The sequence below is a fragment of the Streptomyces virginiae genome (genome assembly GCF_000720455.1).
Classification (GTDB): domain Bacteria; phylum Actinomycetota; class Actinomycetes; order Streptomycetales; family Streptomycetaceae; genus Streptomyces; species Streptomyces virginiae.
Genome location: NZ_JOAK01000035.1, coordinates 41,698 through 58,816, shown reverse-complemented (window position 1 = coordinate 58,816; position 17,119 = coordinate 41,698). Strand labels below are relative to the sequence as shown.

The window sequence follows — 17,119 nt, the reverse complement described above, 5'->3', positions numbered from 1 at the left end:
GGTGTGCGGGGGTTGGGGCGGGGGGTGGCCGGGGTCGGGGTGGTCGTGACGCTCGGGGTGGCCGGGTGGTTGATGTGGGTGCTGCCCGGGCCGCAGATGGGCGCCGTGCTCGGCTTCGGGCCCGTCGACGGGGTCGTCTCGGTCAGCCGCTGCTACGAGGCCGCCGACGCCGAGGGCTACACGACCGGTACCGACTGCACGGGCTGGTACACCCCCCGGCGGCCGGGGGAGGCGGCGCGCGAGATCGTGCTGGACACCGCCGCCGACGAGTACCGGCGGGGCACCGAGGTGGAGGTGCGGACCGCGAGGGGCAGGGCGTACGAGCTGTCGGGGAGCGCCGTGTTCAACTTCGGCACGGCCGGCGGCCTGCTGCTCGTACCGTTCCTGACGCTCGCGGCCTGGCTGTTCGCCTGTGCGCGCAGCGGCGCTGTGGAGAACGGCGAGGGCTACTTCCTGCTGGCCCTGGTCGGCCTGTTCGCCGCCATCGTGCTGGCGGCGGCGGCCGGGATCCTGGTCGAGATCGGGACCGCCGTCTTCTGACGGCGGTCCCGTCGACGCCCCCGATCCCGTCCCCGATCCAGCCCCCGCCCCGGCTAGTCCTTGGCGGCCGGGCGGTAGGTGCACACGTGCACGCCCGCCGGGCTGATGGCCGTGGAGACCAGTTCCAGCGTGTGCAGCCCGCCGTCGGCCGGGAAGATCGACTTCCCGCCGCCCAGCAGCACCGGCATGACCATGAGCCGGAGTTCGTCGGCGAGGCCCTCGCTCAGCAGGGTGCGTGCGAGGGTCGGGCTGCCCATGACCACCAGGTCGCCGCCCTCGCCCTCGCGCAGCTCGCGGATGCGGGCGACGGCCTCGGCGCCGTGGATGCGCGTGGTGTTGTTCCAGGTCAGTTCGTCATCGCCCAGGGTCTTGGACACGACGTACTTCGGGACGGTGTTCATCCGGTCCGCGAAGGGGTCGCCGGCCCGCTCGGGCCAGGCCGCGGCCATGGTCTGCCAGGTGCGGCGGCCGAAGAGCAGCGCGTCGGCCTTCTCCAGCGCCTCCGTGAAGGAGCCGCCGACGACCTCCGGGTCGAAGAAGGGGTGCGACCAGCCGCCGTGGGCGAAGCCGCCGTCATCGTCCTCGCCCTGACCGCCCGGGGCCTGCACGACGCCGTCGAGGCTGATGAATTCGGTGATGACGATGCGCATGGATTCGTTCCTCTTCCGTCCGGGTCGGTGTGTACGCAACTGAGACCGCCGGGCCCTGCGGAATGCATCGGTCTCGCCGATTCTTCTTGAGTGATCCGGGTCACATCCGCGTGTGCGGTCCGTGTGGAGCGCATGGAGCGTTCCGGGGGTCCGTGCGCGGCAGCCGCCGGGTGGGCGGCAGTTGTGGGGTCGTAGGTGTGTTCGGCCATCCGAACGGACGGGATGTGGCTGGAAATAGGTTGTCATCAGGCCATTTCGGGCGGAGAGTTGACACCGTTGTCCGTTCTGTCGTCAGACCCGGTAAAGGCGAGACGAATGGTGCGTCACATCTGCCGGGCGCACGGCGAGTCGGGTCGGAATACCTGATAGACAGTGGATATTCACGGTCACTCCGGCCGTATACCTCTGAACGGCTCCTTGGGGGGATTGCCGCACTGTGAAGCCGCTTCACCGCCACCTCGTCAACACCTCGCGCAAGGTCCTGTGTACGGCCGCGCTCGCGGCCAGCCTGACCACTGCCGCGGTCGTGTCCACTCCGTCGACCGCCGATGCGGGAGAGTCCGAACCGACCCCGGACAGTCCGCAGGCCGCCGATCGCGGTGACGCCCGGCTGGACCTGCCGGACATCGTCGCCGACCCGCCGCCCGCCGCGGGCGCGGGCACACAGGAGGGCGCCAGCGGGATACCCGCGACCGCACTCGACGCCTACAACCGCGCCGAGGTCTCCGTGGCGGCCGCGCTCCCCGGCTGCAAGCTGCCCTGGCAGCTGCTCGCCGGCATCGGCCGGGTCGAGTCCGTCCACGCCTCCGGCTACGGCCTCAAGGCCGACGGCTACACCGAAAAGCCGATCCGCGGCCCGCGCCTCGACGGCAACGGCTTCGCCGAGATCCGCGACACCGACCGGGGCGAGTGGGACGCGGACGTGGTCTACGACCGCGCCGTCGGCCCGATGCAGTTCATCCCGTCGACCTGGAGGACCTGGGGCGCCGACGGCAACGGCGACGCCAAGCGGGACCCCAACAACATCTACGACGCCGCCCTGGGCGCCGGCCTCTACCTGTGCGCGGGCGACCGGAACCTGTCCGTGGCCGCCGAGCTGGACAAGGCGATCCTCAGCTACAACAACTCCCGCGAGTACGTGAACACCGTGCTCGGCTACATGCACCAGTACCAGCAGGGCGCCACCGAGGTGGCCAACCCGCCGGTCGGGAACTACCCGCCGGCGCAGCCGGGCACCCTGCCCACGCCCCGCCCGCAGAACCCGGTCACGCCGACGCCGACCCCCAAGCCGACGCCGACGCCGACCCCCAAGCCGACCCCCACCCCGACGCCGACCCCCACCCCGACTCCGGAGAAGCCGGCTCCGCACCTGCAGGACCTGACGGTGCTCGACGGTCCCGGCCTCACCGCCGAGACGGGCACGGCCTTCACCGTGGTCCCGCGGGTCAAGCTGCTCCTCAGCGACGGCAAGCCCGCCGCCGACCGGGAGGTGATCTTCGCGGTCGAGGAGGACGCCACCGGCACCCTCTTCGGGACGGCGAAGTCCCTGGTGGTCAAGACGGGCGCCGACGGCATCGCCGCCGCGCCCGGCCTGAAGGCCGGCGCCACGGCGGGCACCTTCACGCTGCGCGCCTCGGCCTACGGCACCACGAGCCGGCTCACCGTGAACTTCGCGGGCAAGGTCACGGCTCCGGCCGCCGACCTGCTCGCCCGCCCGGACGGCTCGAAGCCGATCGCTGCGGTCGCCGGCAAGAGCGTCAAGGGCGTCGAGGTCCGGGCCACGGCCAAGGGCAAGGCCGTCGCGGTGTCCGGTGTCGTCGCGGGCTTCGGCCAGGAGAAGGACGGCAAGTGGGTGCCGGCCGACCCGGCGACCGCCAAGGGCCCGTACTTCAAGGACGAGACCGGCAAGAAGGTCTTCAGCCTCACCCTGCCGGAGACGGCGGCCGACGGACGGATCGTCCTGCCGGAGCTCTTCACGGACGCGGACCTCGCCCCGGGCACCTACCAGCTCCGCCTGGTCACCCCGGAGGACGTGACCCTGATCCTCGACATCGAGATCACGGCCCCGACCCCGGCAGCCACCCCGGCAGCCACCCCGAAGTAACCCGCTCCACGCTCCTGGGCCCGCACCGTCCACACGGTGCGGGCCCGAGCCATGCGGGCCCGAGACGTCTCTTCCGGGCCGCACGGCCCGTCCGCCCCCACCCGGCAGGGAAAAGGCAGGAGCCCTGCCGCTCTGCTCGCGCAGAGGGGACAGGGCTCCTTGGGTACTGCTATTCCAACCCGCGATGAGGTTGGCCCTGGCGACTAGGCCGGGGTGACGTTCTCCGCCTGCGGGCCCTTCGGACCCTGCGTGACGTCGAAGTTGACCTGCTGGTTCTCCTCGAGGGAGCGGAAGCCAGAGGCGTTGATCGCGGAGTAGTGGACGAAGACATCCGGGCCGCCGCCGTCCTGGGCGATGAAGCCGAAGCCCTTTTCAGCGTTGAACCACTTCACGGTTCCGGTAGCCATGAGCCCTCCTATGGGCCAAAGGGTCGCCCTGCTCCAGAACCTGCTAAGAAGTCTGAAAACTACAAAAGCCTGCGGGTCACATTCTCCGCAGGCCTCGTACTGCAAGGGAAACCAAACTGCAACTTGCGGCGAGCCTAGCACGCACCATGCGGCCGAGACCAGAGGGAAAGATCACGTCACCCGGACGTTTGAGACCCGCCTCAAGGCTGACGCAGACCGTGGGACTAGTCTCGCGATGTGGACGTCTACCGCAGCCGGCCCCGCGTCGGCCACATTCAGTTCCTGAACTGCCTGCCCCTCTACTGGGGGCTCGCCAGAACCGGCACGCTGCTGGACCTGGAGCTGACCAAGGACACCCCCGAGAAGCTCAGCCAGAGGCTGGTCGACGGGGAGCTGGACATCGCCCCGATCACCCTCGTCGAATTCCTCCGCAACGCCGACCGGCTCGTCGCCTTCCCCGATCTCGCGGTCGGCTGCGACGGCCCCGTGATGTCGTGCGTGATCGTCTCGCAGGTCCCGCTGGAGCAGCTCGACGGGGCCCGCGTCGCCCTCGGCTCGACCTCCCGTACGTCCGTACGCCTGGCCCAGCTACTGCTCTCCGAGCAGTACGGGGTACGGCCCGACTACTACACCTGCCCGCCCGACCTGGGCCTGATGATGCAGGAGGCCGACGCCGCCGTACTGATCGGCGACGCCGCGCTGCGGGCCTCGCTCCACGATGCGCCCCGGCTCGGACTGACCGTCCACGACCTGGGGCACATGTGGAAGGAGTGGACCGGACTGCCGTTCGTCTTCGCCGTCTGGGCCGCCCGGAAGGACTACCTCGCCCGGGAGCCCGCCGTCGTGCAGAAGGTCCACGAGGCCTTCCTCGCCTCCCGTGACCTCTCCCTCGAAGAGGTCACCAAGGTCGCCGAGCAGGCGGCCCGCTGGGAGGCCTTCGACGCGGACCTGCTGGAGCGGTACTTCACGACGCTCGACTTCCGCTTCGGACCCGACCAGCTGGCCGGCGTACGGGAATTCGCCCGCCGGACCGGACCGACGACGGGGTATCCCGCGGATGTGTCCGTGGAGCTGCTGAGCGCGGTGGTCCAGGAGTGCTGACCGGGTTTACCGCCGGGTAGATCCAAAGTGCCCGGCAGGTGAATGCCCGGTTTCCCGGGAATTCCCGCCCTTTCCGCATTTCTCCGCGGGGAGCGGGAAATGCAAAAGGGTGACGGCCGCGCCCTCCCCCCGCCCCGCACCGCCTAGGCTGCTGCTCGGCCGGGTGCCACAAGGCGCCCGGGATCACGGGGAATTGGGGGGACGCGATGCATCCGCTGGAAGCCGGTGAGCCGCGGACCATCGGCGCGTACCGGTTGCTCGGCCGGCTCGGCGCGGGGGGCATGGGCCGGGTCTACCTGGGACGCAGCGCGGGCGGACGGACCGTCGCCGTCAAGATCGTGCACCCGCACTTCGCCTCCGACGAGGAGTTCCGGGCCCGGTTCCGCCGCGAGGTCGAGGCGGCCCGGCGGGTCGGCGGCGAGTGGACCGCGCCGGTCCTGGACGCCGATCCGGAGGCCGCGGTCCCGTGGGTGGCCACCGGCTACGTGGCGGGCCCCTCCCTGGACCGCGCGCTCGCCGCGCACGGGCCGCTCCCGGAGGCATCGGTACGGGCCGTGGGCGCGGGACTGGCGCGGGCCCTGGTGGCCGTGCACGGGCTGGGCCTCGTCCACCGCGACGTGAAGCCGTCCAACGTGATGCTCACCCTCGACGGGCCGCGGCTGATCGACTTCGGGATCGCGCGGGCCACGGACGGCACCGCCTCGCTCACCTCCACCGGCGTCTCCATCGGCTCGCCCGGCTACATGTCGCCCGAGCAGATCCTCGGCAAGGGGATCACCGGGGCGGCCGACGTGTTCTCGCTCGGCGCGGTCATGGCCTTCGCGGCAACCGGCCGGCCGCCCTTCACCGGGGACAACTCCGCCACCCTCCTCTACAAGGTGGTCCACGAGCCGCCCGAGCTCGGTGAGCTCCCGGCCGGGGACCTGCGCGACCTGATCGCGGCCTGCCTGGCCAAGACGGCCGCCGACCGGCCCGCCCCCGAAGCGGTCGCCGCCGCCCTCGCCGGGGCGCTCGGCGCCCCCGGCTGGCTCCCGGCACCCCTCGTCGAGGAGGCGAGCCGGGCAGCGGTGGCACTGCTGGACCTGGACGCCGAGCCCTCCGAGGGCGCTGCGGGAACGGGCGCGGCTCCGGCCGCGGTCGTGGCCGCCACCCCGGAGGCCGCTTCGGGCCCGGTGCCGTTCACCGCCGGGTCGTACGGCCCCGCCGGCGGCTTCGGGGCCCCGGACCCCTCGTACGGGAGCCAGGTCCCGTACGGGAGCACGGGCCCGTACGGGAGCCAGGGCGCGGGCTCCCCGTACGCATCCCCGGCCGCGGGCCCGTACGGCAGCCCCACCGAGACCGCGGGCGGGCTCCCCGGAGCCGGAGCCGGTGGGGCGGTGCCGCAGCCGCGGAGCGCGGCCGACGGGCGGCAGGTCACCGTCAGCGCCGCGGGGCGCCGGTTCAGCTGCACCGTCGTACTGGCCGCGGCGGCCGTCCTCGCGGTGCTGTCCGGCGGGATCTACTTCCTGGACCTGCTGCCGGGCCGGGGCGGCGAGCAGCGGGACCTGGCCGACTCCGGCGGGCGCCCCTCGGCCTCCTCGCCCGCGCCGGGCGCCTCGGCCCCCTCGGCCGCGGCCACCGGCGGGAGCTCCGCGCCGCCGTCCGGGAGCCGTCCCGACGTCCCCAAGGAGCTCATCGGCACGTGGAAGGGCACGGTCACCACCGCCCGCGCCCGGCTCTCCACCGAGTTCGAGATCACGATCAAGGCCGGCAAGGTGGGTGAGGTCGTGGGCCGGGACAAGTCGATCCTGCCGCTCTTCGGTACCGACTGCAGCGGCGACTGGAGGCTGGCCTCCGCCACCGACCGTTCCCTCGTCCTGGACACCTCGGCCGGCCCCAACCCCGCCCCCGGCGTGTGCTCCAACGGATCCGCAGACGAGCGCTTCACCCTCAACTCCAACGGAACGCTCCACTACAAGTCGGGCGACACCCCGGCCGGGAACCCCGAAGGAGACCTCACCCGCAGCCCCTGAAAACCGCCGCCAGGTGCTGGCGTAGGCTGGATCGGTCCGGACCTTGACACAGACACACCGCCGAAAGGTGACTCCCGGTGACCGACCAGGCCGTTCTCCAGTCTGTCCTCGACCGCGCCGCAGCGGGGGGCCGGATCACCCAGGAAGAGGCGCTCGACCTCTACCGCCACGCGCCGCTGCACGCGCTCGGCCAGGCGGCCGACGCGGTGCGCCGCCGCCGCTACGCCGGCACCGAGCACATCGCGACGTACATCATCGAGCGGAACATCAACTACACGAACGTGTGCGTCACGGCGTGCAAGTTCTGCGCCTTCTACGCGGCCCCCAAGGACACGAAGAAGGGCTGGTCCCGCGACCTCGACGACATCCTGCGCCGCTGCGCGGAGACCGTCGAGCTCGGCGGCACGCAGATCATGTTCCAGGGCGGGCACCACCCGGACTACGGCGTCGAGTACTACGAGCACCACTTCTCCGCCATCAAGAAGGACTTCCCGCAGCTGGTCATCCACTCCCTCGGCGCGTCCGAGGTCGAGCACATGGCCCGCATCTCGGGCGTCTCGGCGGAGGAGGCCATCCAGCGCATCCACGCGGCCGGTCTGGACTCCTTCGCGGGCGCCGGCGCCGAGCTGCTGCCGGCCCGCCCGCGCAAGGCGATCGCCCCGCTGAAGGAGTCCGGCGAGCGCTGGCTGGAGATCATGGAGATCGCCCACAAGCTGGGCGTGGAGTCGACCTCCACCATGCTGATGGGCACCGGCGAGACCAACGCCGAGCGCATCGAGCACATCGCGATGATCCGGGACACGCAGGACCGCACGGGCGGCTTCCGCGCCTTCATCCCGTACACGTACCAGCCCGAGAACAACCACCTCAAGGGCCGCACCCAGGCGACGATCTTCGAGTACCTGCGCATGATCGCGATCGCGCGCCTGTTCCTCGACAACATCGCCCACATCCAGGGCTCCTGGCTGACCGTCGGCAAAGAGGCGGGCCAGCTCTCGCTGCACTACGGCGCGGACGACCTCGGCTCGATCATGCTGGAGGAGAACGTCGTCTCCTCGGCCGGCGCCAAGCACCGCTCCAACCGCCAGGAGATCATCGACCTGATCCGCAAGGCGGGCCGCACGCCGGCGCAGCGCGCGACGACGTACGAGCACCTGCTGGTGCACGACGACCCGGCGAACGACCCGGTCGACGACCGCGTCGTCTCGCACATCTCCTCCACCGCCATCGAGGGCGGCACCGCGCACCCCGAGCTGAAGCTCATCACCGCGAACTGACGCGTCCGACACGATGCTGACGCTGCACGCCGCCGAACTCCTCGTGACCGGACCGGGGTCCGCGCCGCTGGCGGGCGGTGCGGTCCTCGTCGAAGGGGACCGGATCGCCCGCGTCGGCCGGTACGAGGACCTCGGCGCGGCCCACTCGCACGCCCGGGTCCGCCGCTGGCCGGGGGTGCTCACTCCGGGTCTGCTGGTGCGCGGGGCGGACGAGCTGCTGGAGCGGACGTACTACCCGGACGACCCGTACGAGGTCACGGAGCTCGGCGCCGACCCGATCAGCGGCGAGGAAGCGCTGGACGCCCTGAAGATGACCGAGCCGCGGTGGGGCAACAGCGCCCGGCGCGGCACGCAGCGGCTGCTGGCCCGCGGGGTGGTGGCGGTGTGCGGGCGCTTCACGGTTCCGGCGGTGCGCACGGCGGTGTCCCGCTCGGGGCTGACGATCCTGCCGCCGGCGCCCTACGAGGGACGGCCGGCCCTGGACCCCCTCGCGGGCCGGGAGTCGGCGGCGGAGGCCTTCCACGGGGTGCTGGAGCCGGGTGCCGCGGCGCGTTTCGCGGTGTTCGCGGTGGCGGACGAGGCCGAGCTGCTGGCGCTGGGCGCGACCACGTGCGTGGCCACGGTCATCGGGGGACGGCTGCTTCACCGCCGTCGCTGACTGCGCCGGCGCCGGGTCCGGCGTCTCTCTCGGCGGCGGGCGCGTCCCCGGCGGGTCTGTCGTCGGCGGGTCTGTCGTCGGCGGGGCGGATGTCTGCGGGGCGGCCGCCCTGCCGGGCGAGGGCGGCCAGCAGGCAGGCCTGGAGTCGGCTGATCCCGCCGAGCTTGGCCCGTATGTTCACGACGTGGAACTTGACGGTGCTGACGGACAGTTGGAGCTCCACGGCGAGTTCCCGGTTGGAGGCCCCGGTGGCCAGGCACAGGAACACGGCGGACTCCTGCTCGGTCAGCAGCGCCTCGGCCGGCAGGCCCTCGTGCGGCGCCGGCGGCCCGCCCGGCTCCTCGTACGAGGGGAACCACGTGGGGACGCTGAAGCTGACGACGCGCACGGTTCCCACTCCTCGATGGCCCCCGGGCGGCCCTTCCGGGGGCCGCCCTCCGTCCTAGAGGACGGATGGACCGGACAGGTAGGTTCCATTCGCGTCGAACGGCCAGGCGTTGGACTTGCATCCCTCCAGGCCCTTGATCTGCTGCATCATCGCCGGTGCGGGCTTTCCGGCGCCCGGGCAGCCCTCGTGGCCGCGGCCGATCTCGTGCCCGACCTCGTGGTTGACGATCAGCGCCCGGTACTCCTCCACGGAGCCGCTGAACTGGGGCGAACCCTCCTTCCAGCGCTTGAGGTTCACCACCACGACGTGGCCGACCCGGCAGTTGGTCTCGCCGATGAGCTCCGGGGTGACCACGTCGCACAGCAGGTCGGTGGTCTTGGGCGTCGCGATCTTGACGGTGAAGTCCACGGGCTGGCCCGCTCCGACGAGCTGGAAGCCGTACCGCGGGTCCCTGGTCCAGCCGCGCGGGTCCCCGAGGATCGCCTCGACGGAGCGGGCGGCGGCCTCCGGGTCGATCCCGCTGCCCTCCTCGACCTCCAGCCGCCAGCGCCGTGTCGTCCCCTTGCCCTGCGCGGTGCCGGAAGCGGACGACCCGGAGAAGGTGCCGGGCTTGGCGGGCGTCGACGGGGCGCCCGTGGACGCCGAGGGCGAGCCCGCGGGCTGCTGCGAGGGGGCGGCGGGGGACGGCGCGGCCTCGGGGGACTTCGCGCCGCCCTGCGGGAGCGGATTCCCCGCGGCGTCGGTGCCCTCCCCGTCCGGGGCGTCGGGCCGGGCGGCCGTGCGGCCCTTGGCGGCCGTGGTGGTGTCGTCCTCGGGCAGCAGCGCGTAGGCGGTCGCCGAGACGGCGACCAGCGCCGCCGAACCGAGGAGGATCGTGCGCCGCAGCCGCCTGCGCCGTTCGGCCCGGCGCCTGGCGCGCGGGCCGTCTCGGCGGGAACGACCGGTGGAATGGCCTGCCGGCATCGTGAAGCTTCCTGTTCGCGGCGGCCACTGCCGGACCCGCCCACGGTTTGCGGTCCTGATCCGGTGGGTGACCCTCACCGGGCCGCACCCTGGCAGTCAACGTGCATGCGGCGTCGCAGCGTAACTGTCCTTCGGAACAGTTCTACGCTCGGGTACGGAACCGGTACGGCGCGGTACGGCGGAGCCCGCGCCCTCCGGGCCCGCGCGGCCTGAGAGGATGGGGCCGTACCCGCCGATCCGCATCGCAACACGAGGGGCGAACGCCAGTGACAAGGGCCTCCCTGGACAAGCAGCCGCACGAAGTCGCCTCCATGTTCGACAGGGTCGCGGCGAACTACGACCTGACCAACGACGTCCTCTCCCTCGGCCAGGACCGCGTGTGGCGCAAGGAGGTCGCCAAGGCGGTCGGCGCGCGCCCCGGGCAGAAGGTCCTCGACCTGGCCGCCGGTACGGCGACCTCCTCGCTGCCCTTCGCCGCGACCGGGGCGTACGTCGTCCCGTGCGACTTCTCCCTCGGCATGCTCATGGAGGGCAAGAAGCGGAACTCCTGGCTTCCGCTGACCGCCGGCGACGCGACGAGGCTGCCGTTCAAGGACGACGTCTTCGACACCGTGACGATCTCCTTCGGGCTGCGCAACGTCCAGGACACCGACGCGGCGCTGCGCGAGCTGTACCGGGTCACCAAGCCCGGCGGGCAGGTCGTGATCTGCGAGTTCTCGCAGCCCACCTGGGCGCCCTTCCGGACCGTGTACACCGAGTACCTGATGCGCGCGCTGCCGCCCGTCGCCCGCGCCGTGTCGTCCAACCCCGACGCGTACGTGTACCTCGCCGAGTCCATCCGCGAATGGCCCGACCAGCCGGCGCTGGCCGGCCTGCTGCAGAAGGCCGGCTGGTCCAAGGTCGCCTGGCGCAACCTCAGCGGCGGCATCGTCGCGCTGCACAGAGGCACCAAGGACTGACCGCCGTGCCCGACGCTGCGCCCACGGACTACGGGCCCCTGCTGGAGCGGATCGCCGCCGACGTCGCCCCGCTGCTGGGCAGCGGAACGCCCGCCGAGTACATCCCGGCGCTCGCGGCCGTGGACCCGCGGCAGTTCGGGATGGCCGTCGCCGATCTCGACGGCAACGTCTTCGGGGTGGGGGACTGGCAGGTGCCCTTCTCCGCCCAGTCGATCACCAAGGTCTTCGCGCTCGCCCTGGCACTGGCCGGGGGCGGCGACAGCCTGTGGGAGCGGGTCGGCCGGGAGCCCTCGGGCAACCCGTTCAACTCGCTCGTGCAGCTGGAGTACGAAAACGGCATTCCGCGCAATCCGTTCATCAACGCGGGCGCCCTCGTGGTCACCGACCGGCTCCAGACCCTGACGGGCGACGCGAGCAGCGAAGTGCTGGAGTTCCTGCGGCAGGAGAGCCAGAACCCGGACATGGCGTTCGACGCCGAGGTCGCCGCCTCCGAGCAGGAGCACGGGGACCGCAACGCGGCCGTCGCCCACTTCATGGCCTCGTACGGGAACATCGACAACCCCGTGCCCGCGCTGCTGGACCACTACTTCTGGCAGTGCTCCATCGAGATGAGCTGCGCCGACCTGGCCCGCGCCGGGAGCTTCCTGGCCCGGCACGGGCTGCGCGCGGACGGCTCGCGACTGCTGACGCGCAGCGAGGCCAAGCAGGTCAACGCCGTGATGATGACCTGCGGGACCTACGACGCGGCCGGCGAGTTCGCCTACCGGGTGGGTCTGCCCGGCAAGAGCGGGGTGGGCGGCGGGATCGTCGCCGTCGTCCCGGGCCGCTGCACCCTCGCCGTGTGGAGCCCGGGGCTGGACTCCCGGGGCAACTCGGTGGCGGGCGTCGCGGCCCTGGACCGCTTCACGACGCTCACGGGCCTGTCCGTCTTCTGATCCGGGCCGCCCCGCGGCCCCCGCTGCCGCCGCAGACCGCGTGCGAGGGCCCGGACGATCAGCGGGGCTGCGGCAGGTCCCGCAGGTCCAGTACGTAGCGGCGGGCCGGATTCCCGCCCGGCGTGGTGAACTCCTCGGCCAGGGTCATGCCCAGCCGCTCCGCCACCGCCACGGAACGGGCGTTGCGGGCGTGGATCATCGCGCAGACCCGCTCCAGGCCGGCCGCCCGCACGCGTGCCACGGTCGCCTCCGCGGCGGCCGTGGCGTAGCCCTTGCCCCAGTGCTCCCGGCCCAGCCGCCAGCCGATCTCCACCTCCCCGACCGGGCCCCACTCCTGCCGGGGCCACGGCTGGGCGCCGGTGAAGCCGATCACCGCGCCGTCCTCGTCCAGCAGCGTCCACAGGCAGTAGCCGAGCTGTGCGTCGTGCATGCGCTGGCGCGCGGTGAACTCCTCGTACTCGGACAGCTCCGCGGGACCGCCGAGGAACTCCATGACGTCGGGATCGGCGAAGACCTCGTGCCAGGCGTGGGCGTCCTCGTCGGTGGGCACGCGGAGCTGCACCGCGGCGAGCGGCTGCCGGGGCGGTGAGGCCGGCGAGGTCTGCGAGGTCGGCGAGCTTGTCAACGTGGGTGGCCCTTCTGATCGCGATCTCTCTCGCTGCATAGACTGCACATGTCCGGTGCCGTTGGGCACCCTTTATCGAGCCTTCGGGAGACCCCGCAGTGACCGAGCTCCTCTCCGAACACTCCGCGGACGTGATCGTCGTCGGGGCCGGGCCCGCCGGCTCGACCACCGCCTACTACCTCGCCAAGGCCGGATTGGACGTCCTGCTGCTGGAGAAGACGGCGTTCCCCCGCGAGAAGGTCTGCGGCGACGGACTGACCCCGCGCGCCACCAAGCAGCTGGTGGCGATGGGCATCGACATCTCCGAAGAGGCCGGCTGGCTCCGCAACAAGGGCCTGCGGATCATCGGAGGCGGACAGCGGCTCCAGCTGGACTGGCCGGAACTCGCCTCCTACCCGGAGTACGGACTCGTCCGCAAGCGCGACGACTTCGACGAGATCCTGGCCCGCCAGGCGCAGAAGGCCGGCGCCCGGCTGTACGAGCGCTGCAACGTCGGCGAGCCCGTCCGCGACGCCCGCACCGGCCGCATCACGGGCGTGCAGGCGAAGCTGGGCGAGGAGAAGACCCCGGTCACCTTCCACGCACCGCTGGTCGTCGCCGCCGACGGCAACTCCTCCCGGCTGTCCCTGGCGATGGGCCTGCACCGGCGCGAGGACCGCCCGATGGGCGTCGCGGTGCGCACGTACTTCACCTCGCCCCGGCACGACGACGACTACCTGGAGTCCTGGCTGGAGCTGTGGGACCGGCGCGGTCCGCAGGACCGGCTGCTGCCCGGCTACGGCTGGATCTTCGGCATGGGCGACGGCACCTCCAACGTCGGTCTCGGCATCCTCAACTCCTCCTCCGCCTTCAAGGAGCTGGACTGGCGCGAGGTCCTCAAGGCCTGGTGCGCCTCGATGCCGGAGGACTGGGGCTACACCCCGGAGAACATGACGCAGCCGATCCGCGGCGCGGCCCTGCCGATGGCCTTCAACCGGCAGCCGCACTACACCAAGGGCCTGCTGCTGGTCGGTGACGCGGGCGGTCTCGTCAACCCGTTCAACGGCGAGGGCATCGCCTACGCCATGGAGTCCGGCCAGATCGCGGCCGACGTCATCGTGCAGGCGCAGGCCCGGTCCACCCCGGCCCAGCGCGAGCTGGCGCTGCACAACTACCCGAAGGTGCTCAAGGAGACCTACGGCGGCTACTACACGCTGGGCCGCGCCTTCGTGAAGCTGATCGGCAACCCGAAGGTCATGAAGGTCGCCACGCAGCGCGGCCTGACCCACCCGCTGCTGATGAAGTTCACGCTGAAGATGCTGGCCAACCTGACCGACCCGGCGGGCGGCGACGCGATGGACCGCATCATCAACGGCCTCTCGAAGGTGGCCCCGAAGGCCTGACGGGCCGGCTCACGAAGGCTGCTATCGACGGCGGTCCCGGATCCCCCGACCCTCCGGGTCGGGGGATCCGTGCACCGTGCGCACGCACCGGGCCACCAGGACCAGGCCGCACACCAGCAGTGCGCCCGAAACGGTCCAGCCCGTCGCCAGGAGGAAGGCGTGCCCCGGCTTCTGCCAGGGGCGCGTGGTGGTCAGCAGCCAGCCCCCGACGGCGAGGAGCCCCAGGCCGAGTGCGGCCCGGACCGCGGTCGGGTCACCGGCCTCGTGGTGCTCGTACGGCTGTGCGCCCACGGGACCACCTCCAGGGTCTGACGCTCAGGGCTCGTGCCGCTATCTTCGCAGGGCCTCGGCCCGTTCCACACGGGCCGCCCGCCGGGCAGGAGGTGCCGGCGGGTGCGTGCGGGAGGAGTACCGCGCGCCGTACGCCGGAAGGCCCGTCAGGTCCGGGCAACGGCCGTAGGGCCGGTACTCCACCCCCGAGCGGGGGAGTACCGGCCCTGCGGCCGTGCGCGGTGCCGTGGCCCGAGCCGGGGCCCGGGGGCGGGCTCAGAGGACGCGGACGGCGCCCGTCGGCTTGTCGTAGCTCAGGTTGCGCTCGACGATGCCCGTGCTGGGGTTCTGCGCGCCGACGAACTTGCCGCCGCCCACGTAGATGGCGACGTGGTACGCGCTGCCCTTGGAGCCCCAGTACAGGATGTCACCCGGCTGAAGGGCGTTCAGGGAGACCGACGTGCCGGCCGAGGACTGCGCCTGGGACATGCGCGGCAGGGAGATGCCGGCCTGGCGGTAGGCGGCCTGGACGAGGCCGGAGCAGTCGAAGGAGGACGGGCCGGTGCCACCCATGACGTAGGCCTTGCCGACCTGCGCGCGGGCGAAGTTGACGATGGCGGCGGCGGAGCCGGTCGCCGGGGCCGACACGGTGCCGGTGCCCTGCGGGGCCGTGGCGGAGGCCGAGGTGCTCTTGAGCGAGGTGCGGTCGGAGTCGCGGGTGGCGCGCTCGGCCTCGGCCTTGCGGTCCGCCTCCTCCTTCGCCTTCTTCTCGGCGGCCTTCTGGGCCGTCTCCTTGGCCTGCTTCGCCTCGGCGGCGGCGCCGGTACGGGCGCTCTCCTCCTGGGCGGTCAGTTCGCCTTCCACGGCGGCCAGACGGGTGTTCTCGGCGGCCGTGGTGACGGCGGAGGAGACCTCGGCCGCCAGGTCCAGGTTCAGGACCGGCATTTCGAGCGTCGTCTCGGCCACGGGCTCGGACGGGGACGCGCTCGCGGTGCCGGCCATGGCCAGGGTGCTGAGGACGCCACCGGCAACTCCGGCGCGGACCGCGAGCTTCGAGGCGCTGCGGCGGGGCTTCCGGTGGCTGGGTATGTGAGCGGTGTGGGACATGAGGACAACCGCTATCAGGGCGTCAGGGGTCCCTTCAAGAAACGTGGGGTGCGCCACAGTTGCGCGCGAAGCGCGCGAACCGGGCGCGTCTCGCATCTTATTGACGCCGTAACGGGCGAAACGGACACGCCTTCACAGGCCTGTGATCATGGGGTTTCAGAATTAAGTCCGAATTGATCCTCGGACTACCATCCCTCCGCACAGATGGCCAAGCCCGCTTTCGGAACGCCTGATTCAGAGTGGCGCAGGTCACAGGAGGGTCACGCCATGTGGACCCTGTGGCCGGGCCGTGACCTTCCTGTGAAGCGGCCGGGGCGGCTCGTGAACGGATGCACGCACTCGGCGGCCCGCCGCGCCCCCGTCTGCCCCGCGTCCACCTCCGTACACACGGCCTCCCCCGACCGGGCGACGCGGATCCCCTTACCATCAGGGGCGCTTCCAGGCCAATTTGCCTGCACCCGCCACCGTTTGATAGAGCGGTGCGCCTTCCAGCTGCGGGAACGGGCTCGAATGTCACCTTTGGTGATCATGCGGCTGCTTCGCGTATGAAGATCACCACTCATCGGACTTCATGATCGTTCGTCAGGTGGTGGAGATCACAAACTCGGTGTTGTTACCCGTGTCGCAGATCACAGACGAGCAGGCATAAGATGCGCACCAGTCCGGCTTGTGAACTGCCTCACATGCAGCGCTTTGATCAAGAGCGTGATCTTCGCGAGGCGGGGCGCGGCGCCGGCGGCGGTCCAACGGTCAAGGACGACTGGAAGGAGCGAGGAGCGTGAATGCGTACGCGCCCATCCTCGTGCTCGGCGCCCTCGGCGCAGGGTTTGCGATCTTCTCCGTGGTCATGGCCACGCTGATCGGTCCAAAACGGTACAACCGGGCGAAGCTCGAAGCCTACGAGTGCGGCATCGAGCCGACGCCGATGCCGGCCGGCGGCGGCCGCTTCCCCATCAAGTACTACCTGACGGCGATGCTCTTCATCGTCTTCGACATCGAGGTTGTCTTCCTCTACCCCTGGGCCGTCACCTTCGACTCCCTGGGGATCTTCGGGCTCGTCGAGATGCTGCTCTTCGTGCTCACCGTCTTCGTCGCCTACGCCTACGTATGGCGCCGCGGCGGCCTGGAATGGGACTGAGGGGCTGAATTTCCCATGGGACTGGAAGAGAAGCTGCCGAGTGGCTTTTTGCTGACCACCGTCGAACAGGCCGCGGGGTGGGTGCGCAAGTCGTCCGTCTTCCCGGCGACCTTCGGCCTCGCCTGCTGCGCCATCGAGATGATGACGACCGGAGCGGGCCGGTACGACCTGGCCCGCTTCGGCATGGAGGTCTTCCGCGGATCCCCGCGCCAGGCCGACCTGATGATCGTCGCCGGGCGGGTCAGCCAGAAGATGGCGCCGGTGCTGCGCCAGGTGTACGACCAGATGCCCGCTCCCAAATGGGTCATCTCCATGGGGGTTTGTGCATCTTCAGGCGGAATGTTCAACAACTACGCGATCGTCCAGGGCGTCGACCACATCGTCCCGGTGGACATCTACCTCCCCGGCTGCCCGCCCCGCCCCGAGATGCTGATGGACGCGATCCTCAAGCTCCACCAGAAGATCCAGGGCGGAAAGCTCGGCGTGAACCGGGAGGAAGCGGCCCGCGAGGCGGAGGCGGCGGCCCTCAAGGCGCTCCCCACCATCGAGATGAAGGGGCTGCTCCGGTGAGCGAGACCCAAGAGCCGCGCAACGGCGACGGCA

18 protein-coding genes are annotated in these 17,119 nt (G+C 71.5%); 11 read left to right on the top strand and 7 right to left on the bottom strand.

The features are described 5' to 3' along the window. Nucleotides 1-540, top strand: a 540-nt coding sequence (locus tag IG86_RS0133560; RefSeq protein WP_208864289.1) for a hypothetical protein, incomplete at its 5' end; no start/stop codon positions are given. Between the two features lie 53 nt (nucleotides 541-593). Here the strand turns inward: IG86_RS0133560 and IG86_RS0133555 are convergent. Next, nucleotides 594-1,190, bottom strand: a complete 597-nt coding sequence (locus IG86_RS0133555) for a dihydrofolate reductase family protein (protein ID WP_030831547.1) — start codon at nucleotides 1,188-1,190, stop codon at nucleotides 594-596. Between the two features lie 436 nt (nucleotides 1,191-1,626). Between IG86_RS0133555 and IG86_RS0133550 the strand changes: the two genes are divergently transcribed. Further along, nucleotides 1,627-3,294 carry a lytic transglycosylase domain-containing protein gene (locus IG86_RS0133550; protein ID WP_078848695.1) on the top strand — a complete coding sequence of 556 codons (1,668 nt, stop codon included), beginning with the start codon at nucleotides 1,627-1,629 and terminating at the stop codon, nucleotides 3,292-3,294. Nucleotides 3,295-3,497: 203 nt separating this feature from the next. Here the strand turns inward: IG86_RS0133550 and IG86_RS0133545 are convergent, their stop codons facing one another. After that, on the bottom strand, nucleotides 3,498-3,701 hold the full coding sequence (locus tag IG86_RS0133545) for a cold-shock protein (protein ID WP_007265804.1): 204 nt from the start codon (nucleotides 3,699-3,701) through the stop codon (nucleotides 3,498-3,500). A 237-nt stretch (nucleotides 3,702-3,938) separates the two neighbouring features. On the opposite strand from IG86_RS0133545, the gene IG86_RS0133540 reads away from it, so the two are divergent. From IG86_RS0133540 to IG86_RS0133525, 4 genes are all read left to right on the top strand, one after another. Further along, nucleotides 3,939-4,802, top strand: coding sequence for a menaquinone biosynthetic enzyme MqnA/MqnD family protein (locus tag IG86_RS0133540; protein WP_030902028.1), 864 nt, complete (start codon nucleotides 3,939-3,941; stop codon nucleotides 4,800-4,802). Between the two features lie 206 nt (nucleotides 4,803-5,008). Next, nucleotides 5,009-6,814: a serine/threonine-protein kinase gene (locus IG86_RS0133535; protein ID WP_030902026.1), complete on the top strand. Its 1,806-nt coding sequence runs from the start codon at nucleotides 5,009-5,011 to the stop codon at nucleotides 6,812-6,814. A gap of 77 nt (nucleotides 6,815-6,891) precedes the next feature. Continuing rightward, nucleotides 6,892-8,091: a cyclic dehypoxanthinyl futalosine synthase gene (mqnC, locus tag IG86_RS0133530; protein ID WP_030902024.1), complete on the top strand. Its 1,200-nt coding sequence runs from the start codon at nucleotides 6,892-6,894 to the stop codon at nucleotides 8,089-8,091. Between the two features lie 13 nt (nucleotides 8,092-8,104). After that, nucleotides 8,105-8,749, top strand: a complete 645-nt coding sequence (locus IG86_RS0133525; protein ID WP_030902022.1) for an imidazolonepropionase-like domain-containing protein — start codon at nucleotides 8,105-8,107, stop codon at nucleotides 8,747-8,749. On the opposite strand, the gene IG86_RS40330 is transcribed toward IG86_RS0133525, so the two are convergent. Further along, on the bottom strand, nucleotides 8,715-9,137 hold the full coding sequence (locus IG86_RS40330) for a response regulator transcription factor (RefSeq protein WP_030902020.1): 423 nt from the start codon (nucleotides 9,135-9,137) through the stop codon (nucleotides 8,715-8,717). The genes IG86_RS0133525 and IG86_RS40330 overlap by 35 nt on opposite strands. A 54-nt stretch (nucleotides 9,138-9,191) precedes the next feature. Further along, the gene (locus IG86_RS0133515; RefSeq protein ID WP_030831566.1) at nucleotides 9,192-10,100 is read right to left on the bottom strand and encodes a DUF3152 domain-containing protein; all 909 of its coding nucleotides are present in this window, start codon (nucleotides 10,098-10,100) and stop codon (nucleotides 9,192-9,194) included. A 266-nt stretch (nucleotides 10,101-10,366) separates the two neighbouring features. On the opposite strand from IG86_RS0133515, the gene IG86_RS0133510 reads away from it, so the two are divergent. Further along, nucleotides 10,367-11,059, top strand: coding sequence for a demethylmenaquinone methyltransferase (locus IG86_RS0133510; RefSeq protein WP_078848354.1), 693 nt, complete (start codon nucleotides 10,367-10,369; stop codon nucleotides 11,057-11,059). A 5-nt stretch (nucleotides 11,060-11,064) separates the two neighbouring features. Continuing rightward, a complete protein-coding gene (locus IG86_RS0133505) occupies nucleotides 11,065-11,994 on the top strand; it encodes a glutaminase (RefSeq protein ID WP_030831572.1) in 930 nt (309 codons plus the stop codon). A gap of 58 nt (nucleotides 11,995-12,052) precedes the next feature. Here the strand turns inward: IG86_RS0133505 and IG86_RS0133500 are convergent, their stop codons facing one another. Next, the gene (locus IG86_RS0133500; protein WP_030831575.1) at nucleotides 12,053-12,619 is read right to left on the bottom strand and encodes a GNAT family N-acetyltransferase; all 567 of its coding nucleotides are present in this window, start codon (nucleotides 12,617-12,619) and stop codon (nucleotides 12,053-12,055) included. A gap of 98 nt (nucleotides 12,620-12,717) precedes the next feature. Here IG86_RS0133500 and IG86_RS0133495 point away from each other — a divergent pair, with 98 nt between their 5' ends. Then, nucleotides 12,718-14,001 carry a geranylgeranyl reductase family protein gene (locus IG86_RS0133495; protein WP_030653424.1) on the top strand — a complete coding sequence of 428 codons (1,284 nt, stop codon included), beginning with the start codon at nucleotides 12,718-12,720 and terminating at the stop codon, nucleotides 13,999-14,001. A gap of 21 nt (nucleotides 14,002-14,022) precedes the next feature. On the opposite strand, the gene IG86_RS42630 is transcribed toward IG86_RS0133495, so the two are convergent. Together IG86_RS42630 and IG86_RS0133485 are read right to left on the bottom strand one after the other, a co-directional pair. Further along, nucleotides 14,023-14,292: a hypothetical protein gene (locus IG86_RS42630; RefSeq protein ID WP_030902017.1), complete on the bottom strand. Its 270-nt coding sequence runs from the start codon at nucleotides 14,290-14,292 to the stop codon at nucleotides 14,023-14,025. Nucleotides 14,293-14,547: 255 nt separating this feature from the next. Continuing rightward, nucleotides 14,548-15,378, bottom strand: a complete 831-nt coding sequence (locus tag IG86_RS0133485; RefSeq protein ID WP_030831581.1) for a C40 family peptidase — start codon at nucleotides 15,376-15,378, stop codon at nucleotides 14,548-14,550. A 778-nt stretch (nucleotides 15,379-16,156) separates the two neighbouring features. On the opposite strand from IG86_RS0133485, the gene IG86_RS0133480 reads away from it, so the two are divergent. Further along, entirely contained in the window at nucleotides 16,157-16,516 is a 360-nt protein-coding gene (locus IG86_RS0133480; protein ID WP_030010013.1) for an NADH-quinone oxidoreductase subunit A, read from the top strand. 15 nt (nucleotides 16,517-16,531) lie between these two features. Then, nucleotides 16,532-17,086, top strand: a complete 555-nt coding sequence (locus IG86_RS0133475; RefSeq protein WP_030028258.1) for a NuoB/complex I 20 kDa subunit family protein — start codon at nucleotides 16,532-16,534, stop codon at nucleotides 17,084-17,086. Nucleotides 17,087-17,119: the final 33 nt, after the last annotated feature.